This window comes from Sporosarcina thermotolerans, assembly GCF_042658975.1.
Lineage (GTDB): Bacteria > Bacillota > Bacilli > Bacillales_A > Planococcaceae > Sporosarcina > Sporosarcina thermotolerans.
This window is the reverse complement of record NZ_JBHSRM010000011.1, coordinates 1-14,510: the sequence shown is the minus strand read 5'-3', so window position 1 is coordinate 14,510 and position 14,510 is coordinate 1. Positions and strand designations below refer to the sequence as shown.

At 42.8% G+C, this 14,510-nt stretch carries 15 protein-coding genes and 1 other annotated feature (1 of these 16 running past the window's edge); of the genes, 10 read left to right on the top strand and 5 right to left on the bottom strand.

Annotated elements, in window-relative coordinates; translation table 11 throughout:
* Nucleotides 1-7, bottom strand: a binding site (T-box leader); it reaches 254 nt to the left of the window's first position.
* 53 nt (nt 8-60) lie between these two features.
* The 3 genes from ACFPZG_RS06425 to ACFPZG_RS06415 all read right to left on the bottom strand — a co-directional run bounded on the left by ACFPZG_RS06425 (nt 61) and on the right by ACFPZG_RS06415 (nt 1,505).
* Nucleotides 61-234, bottom strand: a complete 174-nt coding sequence (locus ACFPZG_RS06425) for a hypothetical protein (protein ID WP_283733256.1) — start codon at nt 232-234, stop codon at nt 61-63.
* Between the two features lie 59 nt (nt 235-293).
* The gene (locus ACFPZG_RS06420; RefSeq protein ID WP_381426443.1) at nt 294-785 is read right to left on the bottom strand and encodes a hypothetical protein; all 492 of its coding nucleotides are present in this window, start codon (nt 783-785) and stop codon (nt 294-296) included.
* Nucleotides 786-971: 186 nt separating this feature from the next.
* Entirely contained in the window at nt 972-1,505 is a 534-nt protein-coding gene (locus ACFPZG_RS06415) for a hypothetical protein (RefSeq protein WP_283733253.1), read from the bottom strand.
* Nucleotides 1,506-1,712: 207 nt separating this feature from the next.
* On the opposite strand from ACFPZG_RS06415, the gene ACFPZG_RS06410 reads away from it, so the two are divergent.
* The 7 genes from ACFPZG_RS06410 to ACFPZG_RS06380 all read left to right on the top strand — a co-directional run bounded on the left by ACFPZG_RS06410 (nt 1,713) and on the right by ACFPZG_RS06380 (nt 8,522).
* Nucleotides 1,713-2,597, top strand: coding sequence for an ABC transporter ATP-binding protein (locus tag ACFPZG_RS06410; RefSeq protein ID WP_283733252.1), 885 nt, complete (start codon nt 1,713-1,715; stop codon nt 2,595-2,597).
* Nucleotides 2,594-3,706, top strand: coding sequence for an ABC transporter permease subunit (locus ACFPZG_RS06405; RefSeq protein WP_317941152.1), 1,113 nt, complete (start codon nt 2,594-2,596; stop codon nt 3,704-3,706). The genes ACFPZG_RS06410 and ACFPZG_RS06405 overlap by 4 nt, the downstream gene beginning before the upstream one ends.
* A 63-nt stretch (nt 3,707-3,769) precedes the next feature.
* Nucleotides 3,770-5,032 (top strand): ABC transporter permease, encoded by a 1,263-nt coding sequence (locus ACFPZG_RS06400; RefSeq protein ID WP_283733250.1) that lies wholly within the window; start codon nt 3,770-3,772, stop codon nt 5,030-5,032.
* Between the two features lie 50 nt (nt 5,033-5,082).
* Nucleotides 5,083-5,235 carry a hypothetical protein gene (locus tag ACFPZG_RS06395; protein ID WP_317941151.1) on the top strand — a complete coding sequence of 51 codons (153 nt, stop codon included), beginning with the start codon at nt 5,083-5,085 and terminating at the stop codon, nt 5,233-5,235.
* 239 nt (nt 5,236-5,474) lie between these two features.
* Nucleotides 5,475-6,164, top strand: coding sequence for a response regulator transcription factor (locus ACFPZG_RS06390; RefSeq protein ID WP_283734539.1), 690 nt, complete (start codon nt 5,475-5,477; stop codon nt 6,162-6,164).
* On the top strand, nt 6,142-6,321 hold the full coding sequence (locus ACFPZG_RS06385; RefSeq protein WP_283733248.1) for a hypothetical protein: 180 nt from the start codon (nt 6,142-6,144) through the stop codon (nt 6,319-6,321). Before ACFPZG_RS06390 ends, ACFPZG_RS06385 begins: the two co-directional genes overlap by 23 nt.
* Complete coding sequence (locus ACFPZG_RS06380) at nt 6,321-8,522, top strand: sensor histidine kinase (RefSeq protein WP_283733247.1); 2,202 nt, start codon at nt 6,321-6,323, stop codon at nt 8,520-8,522. The genes ACFPZG_RS06385 and ACFPZG_RS06380 overlap by 1 nt, the downstream gene beginning before the upstream one ends.
* A 58-nt stretch (nt 8,523-8,580) precedes the next feature.
* Here ACFPZG_RS06380 and ACFPZG_RS06375 read toward each other — a convergent pair whose 3' ends face one another.
* Nucleotides 8,581-9,231, bottom strand: a complete 651-nt coding sequence (locus ACFPZG_RS06375) for a CPBP family intramembrane glutamic endopeptidase (RefSeq protein ID WP_283733246.1) — start codon at nt 9,229-9,231, stop codon at nt 8,581-8,583.
* A 181-nt stretch (nt 9,232-9,412) separates the two neighbouring features.
* Here ACFPZG_RS06375 and ACFPZG_RS06370 point away from each other — a divergent pair, with 181 nt between their 5' ends.
* On the top strand, nt 9,413-9,745 hold the full coding sequence (locus tag ACFPZG_RS06370; protein WP_283733245.1) for a hypothetical protein: 333 nt from the start codon (nt 9,413-9,415) through the stop codon (nt 9,743-9,745).
* A gap of 77 nt (nt 9,746-9,822) precedes the next feature.
* Nucleotides 9,823-10,290, top strand: a complete 468-nt coding sequence (locus ACFPZG_RS06365; protein ID WP_283733244.1) for a DinB family protein — start codon at nt 9,823-9,825, stop codon at nt 10,288-10,290.
* 40 nt (nt 10,291-10,330) lie between these two features.
* Here ACFPZG_RS06365 and ACFPZG_RS06360 read toward each other — a convergent pair whose 3' ends face one another.
* Complete coding sequence (locus tag ACFPZG_RS06360; RefSeq protein WP_283733243.1) at nt 10,331-11,164, bottom strand: TetR/AcrR family transcriptional regulator; 834 nt, start codon at nt 11,162-11,164, stop codon at nt 10,331-10,333.
* Between the two features lie 99 nt (nt 11,165-11,263).
* Here ACFPZG_RS06360 and ACFPZG_RS06355 point away from each other — a divergent pair, with 99 nt between their 5' ends.
* The gene (locus tag ACFPZG_RS06355) at nt 11,264-14,350 is read left to right on the top strand and encodes an efflux RND transporter permease subunit (protein WP_317941150.1); all 3,087 of its coding nucleotides are present in this window, start codon (nt 11,264-11,266) and stop codon (nt 14,348-14,350) included.
* The last annotated feature ends 160 nt before the right edge of the window (nt 14,351-14,510 follow it).

Here is a 14,510-nt window from a genome sequence, read left to right as displayed (position 1 = left end):
CCTTTAGTAAGATGTAGTTGAAATGATTATAGTCGTTTGATTCAGAGAAATCAATAGTGTTTACCCATTTGTAGGCGGGCGTTGTTGGTCATTTGCCTTTTTCTTGTTGTTTTTATTTTTCACGTTGTCGTTCTTTCCAATCACACCTAAATCATCAGGGCTGATGTCAAAGCCATACCCGAATTCCTCGCGATCCAATGTATTGCCTTTTTTGAATTTCTTTTCTTTTGCCATGTCAGTTCACCTCCCGTATATGCAAAGCTTGTTCAACTGGGAGATGATTATTCATTCACTTACTTCTCTTTCACCGACAATAAAAATGCATAAATCGCTTCGCCTTTCACGTCGCCGCTCCAGATCGCTTTGACGGTCATGAAATACCTTCCTTCAGCCGTGGGCACTTTTGCTTTGTCGCCGTTCACTTCCACAGCTGTTGTTTCGCCGTTTTTATGGATGAGCACTTCATATGCGTCCGGTTGCGGAAAGTCTTTTAATTCGGGAGAAACAAGGAGATAGAAGTTGATTTCACCCCCAGGCTTCACTTGATTGGCACGTGCATGTTCCAACATTTCCTGTGCAGGCGTTAGCTCCAAAGAGCACTTTTTATCTGCTGTTTCCCAGCAATGATTGTCATAATACATCCAAAAACCCACTTTGTTTTGGCTTACTAGAAGATCAGGTTTCAACGTGATTGCAGTTTCCTCCTCATTCACCACCTCGGTCGTTTGAGGTAAAGGAGCCGCTACTTCTTCCTCGTCCTTTTCATCATCCACACAACCGGACAAAAATAATGCGACTAACAGGACGTAAAACAGCAACCCTTTTCTAATTGGAAATCCCCTCCTTTATAGGTAGTGCCCTTTAATTCTTTGACAACACTTTTCGTGATACTCAATCCGAAAGGACCGACGGAAATTCCCTCTTGTATGATCAAAACCTCCATTCATACCACACCCCGGTCATCAAAATATCTACTCTTTCACCGACAATAAAAACGCATAAATCGCTTCGCCTTTCACGTCGCCGCTCCATATCGCTTTGACAGACATGTAATACCTTCCCTCGTTTAACGGAGCTTTAATTTGATTGCCTACTACTTCCGCTTCCTTCATTTCCCCGTCTTCATCTACATAGACTTTGAAAGAATCGGGCTTAGGAAAATCAAAGTCCTCCATTGGTCTACTGAATCTGAATGTAAGGTCTTCCTCGGGTCTTACTCGAGTGGACTGCTCATGCTCCAAAAGTGCCTTGGATGGGGTTGGTTCAAGTGAGCATTGTTTCTCCTCACTTTCCCAACAAAACTTGTCACGGATTGACCGAACGGTAGCCGGTAGATTTGTTTCATTTTCATTTATTACAATGGATATTTCAGGTCTTATAGTAATGCCTTTGCTTGCCTCTATCGGCTCTGTCGGCTCTCTTGGCAACTGGACTACTTCATCCTTCTCTTTTTGGTCATCCACACATGCGCCTAACAATAGCGCGCCGAACAGGACAAACGGCAACAACCATTTTCTTATTGCAATCCTCCCCTTTATAAGTAATACCGTTGAACTTATCCATTTCTATCCACAGTCTATCATTCATACAATTTATAAACAATAAGAATTATCATATTAATTAAAGGATTTCCACGGTTTGTGTGGTAGTAAGAAAGAAGGGGAAATTTGTAAAACGATGTGAGTGTGACGAAAAAGAAAGGGTGTGGGGGAATGATTGTACAAGTTAAGAGTTTGAAAAAACGGTATAAGAAGGATTGGGTCTTAAAGGGGATTGATATTACGATTGAGGAACCCCAAATCATTGCGCTTGTTGGTCCGAATGGTTCGGGGAAGACGACGCTGTTGAACTGCATGACGAATCTATTGTCGTTCAATGAGGGGAGTGTCGAAATTTTAGGGAAGGCGAATACCGCCCCGTCGCTTTTCTATGAAATCTCCTATTTGCAGGATAACCGGATCCTTTACGGGAATTTGACGGCTTATGATCATTTGAAGTTCATTTGCCGTGTGCAAAAGCTGCCTTTTTCACGTATCCAGGAAGTTGCAGAGAGGGTTGGGATGACGAGTTATTTAAAGAGGCGTGTCCGTAATTTTTCGCTCGGAATGAAACAGCATTTATTGCTCGCGATGGTCATTCTAAACAAACCGAAGCTGTTGCTCATGGACGAGCCTTTGAATGGACTTGATCCGACGAGCGCTATCAATATGCGGAATATTTTATTGGAATTGTACAAGGAAGGGACGACAATCATCATTTCATCTCATAATCTCGATGAAATTGATCGATTGACGAATACGATTTACTTCATGAAGGATGGGGCTTTGCTGAAGGAGTCATTGAAGGAACTGACAGTGATCCATTACGAGTTGACTGTCAGCGATACGGAAAAGGCGAAAGGGATTTTAGAGGAAGAAGGTCTGCCATTCACGAGTAACGACCAAGGTCAATTAGGTTTCAAAGAGACGGATGTTCCATTGCAGACAATCATCGGTTTATTGTACGGGAATGGAATTGAGATCAACCATATCGACAATCAGAAAGCCGGGGCGGAAAAGCGGTATCGTGAACTGTTTGAAGAGAGGGCGACGGTATGATGCAGTTTGCTTTTGAATTGAAGAAAATTCTCTTCAGTAAGAAACTGCTGTATGTGTACCTGTTCATCATATTGGGTGTCGTGCTTCTTTTCGTCCGGAACGTGACTTTCCAGCCGTATATTGAAAAAGAGGAAAATGAACGGATCGGCGGACTTATTGAAAAATCTCAGAGTCTGAATCGAATGTATACGGCTGCATTGGAAAATAATCCGGAAGACGAAGAGATGGACAAGTTGAGGCTGATCAACTCTTCCATGCTGGCGAAGTTGTACGAAGTCCGGGAGATAAAATCGGATAAGTGGAAAAACAGATTGCCGATAGAAAATGCATTCTTGAAAGAGGCACTTCATTTCAAGGAGGAGGGGGGAGACTACGACCTCCCAGTCGGAGAAATCAACAAAATGCTTGCGATGAATCATAAGCATTTGTCGGAAAATATTAAGCCCCGGCATGCGACGTATAGCATCGCCTTACCGAATTTCTTGAAGCTCGTAGTGGATCTGTTTATGAACTTTGGGGCAATCATCATTCTGGTCATTTTGGTGGGAGAAATCATGACAAGCGAGTTTGAAACCCATTCCATCAATTTTTTATACACGCAGCCAGTGAACAAAGGAAATATCATTACTGGGAAGTTTTTCAGTTCAATCCTCGTCTATTTCCTGACAGCTATCGTTTTGATAGTTGCTACGGCACTCGTTGGGTTGTTTGGATTTAAAGGGAAGTATAAGTATCCAATCATGATTGAAAAGAATGGGGAAATTGATTTTATTACAATTGTGGATTATATGGGCCAAGGACTGACAGTTATCAGTATAACGTCAATCATGGTGATTGCGCTCCTTTTGGTGTATAGCTTGCTGTTCAAACATACGTTAGCCACAATTTTTGCCTTGCTTGCAACATTGGTGGCGGGATATGGATTGTCCGCTTTCATTAAAACACCATTCTTATTCTGGTTTAATCCATTTCAATATTTGCTGCCGGAAGAACGCCTACTTGTCAGGAATGGAGCAGATTGGTACCAGGGAATTCCGGTTATCTTGCTGGTAACCATTGTGTTGTTTTTGATTGCCAGGAAAAAGATTGAAACGAGCCGGATCAATTGAGGGGAATTCAATTTAGGGCGCAGTTGGGAAGGGCAGAGATAGAAATGGTTGGGAGGGGAAGGCATGTTGCGGCTTATTCAATTTGAGGCGATAAAGGCGTTTAAATCCACGTTTTTTAAGGTTGTGCTCTTGGCTTTTACCGTTTTTATTATCGCGTATTATGCTTATGTTTATATGAATACAACTCGCATTGAGGAGTTGCAGACGGAAGCGGAAGATGGGCTTTTCAGAGTCCAAAGCGAGTTAGTGGAATTGGAGGCATCGGTTGATGCGGGAAAACTGGACAAGGACAGCAGGGAATATAAAGATCGGAAAAGTGATTTAGAGGAGTTCTGGATACCTCGGTACGGAAAAGAAGTTGAAGTATATCAATCGAGAGATTATAACCGGTTGCTAGATATGGAGATTGAGCATCGGACGCAATTCATAATACCAAGGCTTGGTTATGGAGACTTTTGGTCAAGAGAGTGGCGAACGTTATTCACGGAACAAACGAGTTATGAACAGATGAAATGGATGCGTGAAAGGGAAATACGTCCCCTTTTGCCGCTGACCAGTTTTGCAGATTTGACAGTGTATGACCAGTATTTTGACGATGATGGTTGGGGAGAGTTCATAAAAAAACTGAGCACGAAATATTCGTCTGATGGGGTTCATTATGCGAATCATCTGTTGACCCTTCTATTTGGTGTGTTCGGTGCAGGAATATTCATCTTCCTGTTTGGGGATGTCGTGACGAGGGAAGGACTCGGGGCAAACGGTCCGATTCATCTGCTTCGGACACAGCCGATCCGTTGGTATCAAGTCCTAATCAGTAAGTTCATCATGGTCTTGGTTGGCACAATTCTGTTGCTCGCTTCATTCAGCGGGTTTGCCTTGCTGCTCGGCACCGTGTTTGATAGGTTCGGGAACACCGACTATCCTGTACTCATTTACGGGGAGAATTACGGTTTTACATTCATGAAGATAAGCACATTCCTTCTGAAATCGGCAACCCTCTTTTTCATGGTGCTTGTATTCTGCTATTCCTTGCTCTTTTTATTCTCCATTGTTGTAAGAAAAACTGCCATTGCCATCGGATTGATGCTCATCGCTTTATTCGCCGGCGTGAAATGGTCGGAGCAATCGGTCGCATCCACCTGGGCCCATTACCAGCCATTCCAATATTTCTCCGTTCCGAAAGTGGTGACAAATGAACTCGCTGTCACGGCGAAAAACTTTGCATTCTCCTTCTCGAATGGCTTGATTGCGTTGGGAGTGGCAAGTTTAGTCGTTTGGGCGGCGATTGCCGTTGTGTCGATGGTGCAATATAGATTTGTTCGATAGGAATTAATAGTAGCTGCTCGTCGGGGGGATGCCGATGGGTGGCTTTTTGCGTGGAGAGGAGTTTACCACCGACTTTCAAGCGGTTATCACCGACTCTCGGCCAATTACCACCGACTTGGCCGACTTTACCACCGCTCCGCACCAATTGGGTCGTTTTTCATGGCGGATTCTATGCAAATCCACCAATTTTCCAAGCTGGCTAAAGTTTATCACCGTTCGGAAGTGGTTTATCACCGCTCGCCGTCCAGTTATCACCGTTCAGAGGCAGTTTATCGCCGTCCACCCCAACTTTTTCACCGTTCAACCATTTATTAGGCGCTCCTCAAGGGGTTTCTTAAGCCCACCAACCATCCATCTTAAGAATTTCTTCATAATTCCCCTTACTGAATGTTAAGATTTAATCACTACAATTGGTATCATAGAGGAAAGCGAGGTGCGGATGATGGCGAAGTTCACAGTTCTCGTGGCGGATGATGATAAAGAGATCCGCGATGGGATCGAAATTTATTTGAAAAATGAAGGGTACGACGTTTTGAAGGCAGCGGATGGGAAAGAAGCGCTTGATTTACTTCAATTGAATGAAGTCCATCTGCTCATCCTTGATATTATGATGCCGAATATGGATGGGATTACGGCGACGTTCAAAATTAGAGAGCAACAAAATATTCCGATCATCATGCTGAGCGCAAAGGTGGAGGATTCGGATAAAATCCACGGTTTGTCGGTTGGTGCGGATGATTATGTGACGAAGCCATTCCACCCGTTGGAGTTGATGGCGCGCGTTAAGTCGCAGCTAAGAAGATATGTCCAATTGGGCACATATGATGGTCAGAAAAAGGTCCAAATTGATGGGCTTGCTCTTGATGAAGATGCGAGGGAATTATCGGTCGATGGGAAACCGGTGAAACTGACGCCGATTGAATATAAGATTACGGAATTACTCATGAAGAACGCTGGGCGTGTGTTTTCCATAAATGAAATTTATGAACGTGTGTGGAATGAAGAGGCGTATAATGCGGAAAATATCGTCGCTGTCCATATCCGCAAAATCCGGGAAAAAATTGAAGCGGATCCGAAAAATCCAAGATATGTGAAGGTGGTGTGGGGAATTGGCTACAAAATCGAGAAGTGATTGGAGCATTGTACTGTCGATTGTCTCCATCTGCATCGCCGCAATTAGCATCGGGTATTGTTTCCCGCATGTCATTGAACTCGCCCTAAATGGTTGGGAACGCTCGACACGGGCAATCGCCTATTTTTCACGCATCATTAAAGGGGGAGCGTCCTGATGAAAAATAAAGTTCTTCTATTAACATGGTCCGCGCTTATTACGGTTGTGCTGCTCGCCAGTCTTTCATTTGCAAGGCAGGGAACGGGACTGATTGGAAATGTTTTTTCTGATTTCAATGATTTCTCTTGGCAGCTTGACGAGTTTTACGACATTGTTGGACCTACTAAACTCAACTCGATTGATGTGGAAGAGGCCAAGAAAAACATTACCGTATCTGACGATGAAATCGAGAGACATCGGTACCGATATGGGACACTGGCAGACCAGCTTTCCAATATCCACGACCAATATGCACAGAGAATAGCGGATGCGAAAGATGCCGGAAATGAATTATTGATGAATACGTTGATCGAAGAACGGGACATGAAACTTGCGGACATCCGGAAAAACTTCGAAAGCGATGCCCACGTGGAGGCGAAAATACGCAAAGAAAAAGAGAAGGCGTTAGTTCAATATTTAAATGATGTCAAAGCAAACTCGTTTTCATTGCCAGTAGCCTATGAATTCACCGATGTTGAAACAGGGGAGACGTATTCTTCCGGAGATGTTTCAGTTCCTGCGGTTTATAAAAAACAATTCAATGCCGCAAAAGGATATTTTAAAGCGAATTCATTACCTGGACATAATGGTACCAATGGCTGGATTAGGACCTCCGACTATGGGAATCAAGCAGCGAGTGAAGACATACAAATTACCACTTCTGTAAAAACCTTTGAAGGTACTGTCATCGTTCCAAAGTCAGCCGTTGCAAAGGGTGGTGTCTTATATTCACAATATAAGGATTTCAATAAAGGGAGATTAGCCACTTACGTCTTTTGGCTGCTCGGTATCATAGCACTTATCACATTATTGACCGTTATGAAGTTTCAGAAGGAATGGGTAACGGGGACGGCGATTGCGGATTGGTATGCAGATTTGAAGATTGATTTGAAAGCTGCTGCATTTTTCATGACAGCATTGATATTAGTTGGATACATTGACAGTAAGTCCTCAAATCTGTCGAACTTCTTTACGTATCAAAGTCTGGGACGTTGGGGTGAGTGGCTGACTTCCTTCTTGATAGGTGGAGTCGTCATGACTACATTGTTTGCATTCCAACTTGTAAATGGTGTGGAACGATGGAAGCGGGAAGGGGTATTGGCAAAGGACATAAAAAACAGTTTCACGCTCCAATTCTTTAAGGCGTTGCGTGAGATGTTCCTGAAAAGGTCGATCGGCGTTCAGTCATTCATCCTGCTTATCGGATTTTTCCTTGCAGGAATCGGATTCATAGGCGGTTTCATAGATGGAATCTTCCTTATGATCTACGCTTTTTGCGTTCTGTTCCTTGGCCTTCCTGCCCTCTATATTTTCGTCCGTCGTTCCGCGTACTTGAACCGGATCATCGTCGCGACGGAGCAGATGGCTTCGGGACGTTTGAATGAAGATATCAAAATCGAAGGTCGTTCACCACTCGCTGACCACGCGAAGAATTTGAATAATCTCCGTGAAGGTGTCAGGATTTCCATGACGGAACAGGCGAAAAGCGAACGGTTGAAAACGGAACTGATCACGAATGTGAGCCATGATTTGAGAACGCCGCTTACATCAATTATCACGTATACCGATCTACTGAAAGATGAAAACATCACTTCGGAGGAACGTGCAAAATATGTCGATATTCTTGATAAAAAATCACAGCGCCTAAAAACGCTCATTGAAGATTTATTCGAAGTGTCGAAAATGGCGAGCGGCAATCTTGAACTTAATAAACAACGTGTCGATTTAACGCAATTGCTTCAACAGGCACTTGCCGAACATGCAAATCAGATTTCGGAATCCGGCCTCGATTTCCGGACGACAATCCCTGAAGAAATGCTAATTGCCCATGTCGACGGTCAAAGATGGTGGCGCGTCCTCGATAACTTGATTGTCAATGCCGTCAAATACTCGCTTCCGGGCACTCGAGTTTACGTAACACTTCGAAAAGTGGGCGATTCTGCTGAATTTGTCGTGAAAAACATTACAAAATTCGAACTTAGCGAAAATGTCGATGAACTGTTCGAGCGTTTCAAACGTGCAGATACATCGCGTCATACTGACGGTTCAGGTCTTGGTTTAGCAATTGCACAATCGATTGTCGATATGCATCAAGGCAATATGAAAATCGAACTTGACGGTGATTTGTTCAAAGTGACCGTGACAGTGCCAACAAAATAATCAATCCGCATGCGTTGCCAAAAAACTTGGCAGGCACGCGGATTTTTTTGGTTTTTGATTAATAAAAATAAAGTATATATACCCCAATAAGTAATATGCCAAGGTCCGCAAACATATGTATGATCCAAGACGGCAGAATGGTATGGGGTTTTTCATTCGCAAGCTGAAAGATCAATCCGCCTGTCCAAAGTCCGCCGACGGCCAAAAGTAAAATCGGCAGCGTAAACCATGGCAGGAAGATGGCGATATGATAAATGGCGAAAAAGAATGGTGGTAGGATGAAACGCATTGCGCCACGGCCGAATAAGTCTGGTAATAGTCCCCGAAAAAAGAATTCCTCAATAATTGAGTTTCCGATCAGAATATATAGTGCGATGATCGGGAACGAAGAGGGTGTGATGCCGGATAGCAGCAAATCGTCCCGCAACGAAGCGATGTCGATAAGACTTTGTAATAATAGGAAGGCACCAATAATGAGTGACATTATTGAAACCCCTAAAATAAAGGCAAATCGGATACTTTTTCGATCAGTTTTCCTGAATCGAAGGAAAAGAAATTTCGTTGATCGGAACAGTATGAAAGGGATTCCTAAGAATAGTATGACCTTTGCTGCCGTTTTGACACCGTATGAAACGTCAACACTTTGCTCAATCCATAACAAAAGCAAAATGCTTAATATGGGAAAAGTAGCTCCAAACCATTTTTGCATATAATTACCTCGCGATATTGTGGCATTTTCCATGTAGTGTTGACGTGAAATAATAAATGATGTTCCCATTAAAATTAATTTATATGAGGTTTAGGTTTTATTGAGATAGGGAATAGATAAAAACCACCTCTCCCCATGCGCGGGATTTCCGTGTTTGAAGGGAGAAAAAGGAGGAATCCATATGACGATCGTTGATGGTAAATATCCGAATAAGAAAGATTTGGAACCAAAGATTCTACATCCCGGAAAAGGGGTAGGACCGGCGTATGAATTACCTTTAGCAGATCCTGCTGACTCCAACTTTACGAACGAATTCCGTAAAAACGCACAAGACAAAATCGGCATGGATGTTCCTTCCGCTTTTAGTCAAAATAAGCCTTTATTCAATGAATTCCAAGTAACGGACAATGACGTGTCTGAGAGGATGCCGATTGAAAATCGGGAATTCGACAGCGCGACCCGTGAAAAATGGAATAGCCAAAAGAGAAATGATAAACCGATAGATCTTACGTAAAAGCGGATTCCTTTAAGGAATATCCGCTTTTTCTTTTCATACCCTTTTAGTATGATAAGGAAAAGGGGGAATGAGAAATGGAAACAATTGCACAGTTAAAATTTGCAAGGATATATACAATGGGGCGCTTATCGATGACGAAGGAAGATGCGTGGGACGTCCAGCCGAAAGGATTCAATAATACGGTCCGGTGGAATGTCGGGCACATTTATTGTACATTGGAAAATTTCACTTCAATGGTCTTGCCGTCCTACGAACCGCATCACCAGGAATGGCAAAAGCTCTTTGTTAGGGGGACAAGCCCAGCAGGATGGGAAGGTCAAGCTCCTTCAAAAGAGGAATTGCAAGCTGCTTTACAGGAACAAGTGCCTCGTGTAGTTGAGGCATTGGAAGGAAAGCTTGATGAAGTCCTGCCTGAACCTCTCAAAATTGGGGATATGTTAACGATGGATACAGTCGACGCGGTCATTCAGTTCGCCCTTTGGCATGAGGGAGTTCATGCTGGCGTCATCCACGGACTAAACCGAGGATTGGAGAATAAATAAAGGAAAAAACGCTTTGGAAGTTGAATCCAAAGCGTTTTTCTTACTTTATTCCAAAATGTTTTCGAAGTAAATAAGCCGTCCATTTGCAATGCGGATGGTGCTGAATGTTTGTCAATAAACCCTTAACAACCGCGGGGTGCAGCGTAGGCTCCAACAGCTCTTGCTTCAATAGGATCAACGACTCTTTTTCAATTGAGTCCTCCAAATCATCAATGTTCTTTTCAATGACTTCTATTACTTTTTCGGATGATGGGTCTTCATTCGTCGGCTGATCGATTAACTGGATTAGTTCATCGGGAATAAATGAAATTGTCGTTTTTTTTGCAAGTAGATTCGTTTTTTCGACAAGTGATTGAACAAGCAAATCCAAGTCGATTGGCAATTTATATACTAAAAATAACTCTGAGTAGGTGCTCATAAAGCCTTTGATACAGAACAATAAATCATATTTCATATCTATAGCCTGTTCGCCATATAATCGTTCAATCATTGATAAAATAACTTTTTCAAGAGACTTGTTATAATTATGAAGCTTGGAAAAAAGATCTTCATTAAAAGATTGCGCTGGTTCCTTCATAAGGAGCTTGGCGAAATCGGAGTGTTTATTGAAAGAATGGAATGTCGTGTAATAGAAATTATATAATAAAACTTCCTCATCTTCCTCACTGACCACAAAGTCAATGTCTGATGTAAACTGTCTCATAAAATGATCGATTAGCGCAACAATCAGTTCGTCCTTCGACTTGAATGATAAATAAAAGGCCCCTTTGGAAATGCCGCAAAGGTCTGTTATTTGCTGGACGGATGTTGCTTCGAATCCTTGCTTTGCAAAAAGCTCTAAAGCTTTCTCCATAATTAGTTGTTTTTTCGTCATATATCCGAATCGCTCCTATGTATTTCAATTGACAATTGACCGGTTAGTCACTACTATAAAAAACAGAGTCCAATTTGTCAAATAGAGGAAGGTGTAAGGGTGAAAGGTTTAGTCAATTTTGTTCTGAAGAATAAACTCGCAGTTTGGTTGCTTACCATTATTATTACCGTGTCGGGGGTCTATTCCGCAACACAGATGAAAACAGAGACGTTGCCAGATATTTCGATACCGTACTTAATGGTCATGGGTGTTTATCCTGGCGCAACTCCTGAGCAAGTTATGGAGGAAGTCTCGATACCTATCGAAAGGGCAGTTGAAAACTTAGACCATGTAAAATCGGTTTACTCCAATTCAAATTCCAATATGGCCAGCATTCAGGTGGAATACGAATATGGAATTGATATGGATGAAGCGAAGAGGGCATTGGCATCCGCTATGGATTCATTAACTTTGCCTGAAGGTGCTCAGGAACCAATCATCACTGCGATTAGCATGAATATGATGCCTGTCGTAGCGTTAAGTGTAAGTAGTACAACAGAAGATATCGTAGAATTAACTTCCACAGTTGAAGATATCTTGCTGCCGAAAATCGAGAAAATCAATGGAGTTGCATCAGCAACAATTTCAGGACAGCATATCGAAGAAGTTGAATTGACGTATGATGAAGAAAAAATGGCTCAGCTTGGTTTAACGAAAGACAGTGTTAAGCAAATGATTCAAGCGGGCAATTTGGCAGTTTCCCTCGGTTTGTATGAGTTCGAGGAAGGCGAGCAGGCTGTTGCTGTGGACGGAAAGTTCATGACAATCGAAGAATTGAAAGGCATGCTTATTCCTGTCACGCCTTCAGAAGCGAATCCATCGCCGTTCGTGAAACTTGGCGATATCGCTACAGTAGAGAAAGCTGGTAGGGTGAAGTCGATTTCACGTACAAATGGTGAAAATGCGATTGCCATTCAAATTGTCAAAGGCCAACGCGCTAACACTGTTGATGTCGTTAATGATGTGAAGAAGTTGATGAAGGACGAGGAAAAAGCGCTTGATGGTCTTGTAGTCGATATATCGCTTGACCAAGGTGAACCTATCGAAGCCTCTGTTTCTACGATGGTAGAAAAAGCACTATTCGGTGGTTTGATTGCGGTTTTGATCATTCTACTATTCTTGCGTGATTTCAAATCAACAATCATCTCAATTATTTCAATTCCAGTTTCAGTATTCATGGCACTTTTACTGCTAAATTGGATGGATATCACACTTAATATTATGACGCTTGGTGCGATTACAGTTGCGATTGGGCGGGTTATAGATGACTCAATTGTTGTAGTGGAAAATATATATCGACGGCTGCATTTGAAAACTGAAAAGCTTTCTGGTCGTGCATTGATTCGCGAAGCGACAATCGAAATGTTCAAACCGATCATGTCTTCAACACTTGTTACAGTGGCGGTATTTGCACCGTTAATCTTTGTCGGTGGTATGGTCGGCGAGTTATTCTTGCCGTTTGCGCTGACGATGACATTTGCTCTTGGTGCTTCATTGCTTGTTGCGATTACAATCGTGCCTGCATTATCCCATTTCCTATTCAGGAAAAAACTATATGGTGAAAAGACGGAAAGCCGACATAAAGAGGCTGGAAAAATGGCGAATGGATATAAGCGTGTCCTATCTTGGACGCTGAACCATAAAGTCATTACGTCAATAATCTCTATTGTTCTATTGGTGGGAAGCTTGGGATTGATGCCACTAATCGGTTTCAGTTTCTTAGGTAGCGATGAAGAGAAAGTGATGTATATTACGTATACACCGGCAACGGGTGAACTTCAGGATGAAACGCTCGCAAACGTCGAAGTTGTGGAAAAGGAAATGCTTAAACGCGACGATATTGACATCGTTCAATTATCCATCATGGACAGCGCTGATCCGATGACGGCGATGATGGGTGGAGGATCGAGCGGTGCGTTGATGTATCTCATCTTTGATCCTGACATGGAGAATTTCCAGGAAGTCCGTAAAGAAATTGAAGACTATGTATTTACTATTGGTCAATCCGGAGAATGGAAGAGCCAAGATTTCGGCTCCATGGGAATGTCTACAAATGAAATTAGCTACACATTCTATAGTGAAGATTTAAGCAGCCTGAAGGAAGCCGTTCAACAGGTTGAAAAAGTCATGGGTGAAACAAAAGGTATTGAGGACGTTTCTTCAAGTGCTGAAGAAGCTTACGTTCAATATACTTTGAAAACGACGCAGGATGAGTTGCTGCAATACGGATTGACGACGGGGCAAATCATAATGATGCTAAGTCCATCAAGGACGCAAGAAGTCGTAACGACAATCGGTAAAGATCGTAATGAGTTGGAAGTTGTCGTGAAGCAAAAAGCTGCTGAACAGCCGAAATCCATCGATGAATTGATGGCGACTGAGATCCCTACAGCATTAGGCACAACGATGAAGCTTTCAGACTTAGTCGAAGTTGAAGAAGGGTCCACATTCAACACGCTTTCCCGAAGCAAAGGAGAGTACTATGCTTCTGTAACAGGTAAGTTAGTTGACGCCGACGTTTCTAAAGCAACTTCCGAGGTTGATAAAGCAATCGATAAATTAGACTTGCCGAAAGGCGTTTCCGTCGATACAGCGGGAGTTGCGGCTGACATGCAAGAAGCATTCACGCAACTTGGTATTGCAATGTTAGCGGCAATCGCGATTGTCTACTTCATACTTGTTGTTACATTCCGTGAAGGTGTCGCACCGTTTGCGATTCTATTCTCGCTTCCGTTCGCAGTCATAGGATCGTTTGTTGGTCTGTTAATTGCAGGTGAAACGATTTCCGTTCCAGTCATGATGGGTCTCTTGATGTTGATTGGTATCGTTGTTACGAACGCAATCGTACTCGTGGACCGAATCATCCGGATGGAACGTACCGGGTTGAAGATGCGCGATGCAGTACTTGAAGCGGGTGCAACACGTTTACGTCCAATCCTTATGACAGCGATCGCTACAATCGGTGCCCTTATTCCATTGGCAATTGGAAGTGGAGCAGGCGGCGGTTTGATATCGAAAGGTCTCGGTATCACGGTAATCGGCGGTTTGATCAGTTCCACATTGCTGACGCTGATTGTCGTACCGATCGTTTATGAAATTTTGTCGAAGATGTTTAAGAAGAATCGTTTGGATTTGGAAGAGGATTGAAAATGAATAGGTCAGGCGGGGGAAAACATATTGTTTTCCTTCGCCTGTTTTTTGTTTGAATAGAACACTGGTTCACTGTGCCTAAGAATAGATTAAGTCCATATAATTGTGTAAATAGGAAAAGGCCTTTTCCATCCCTTGTGATAAAATGTTTTCAACC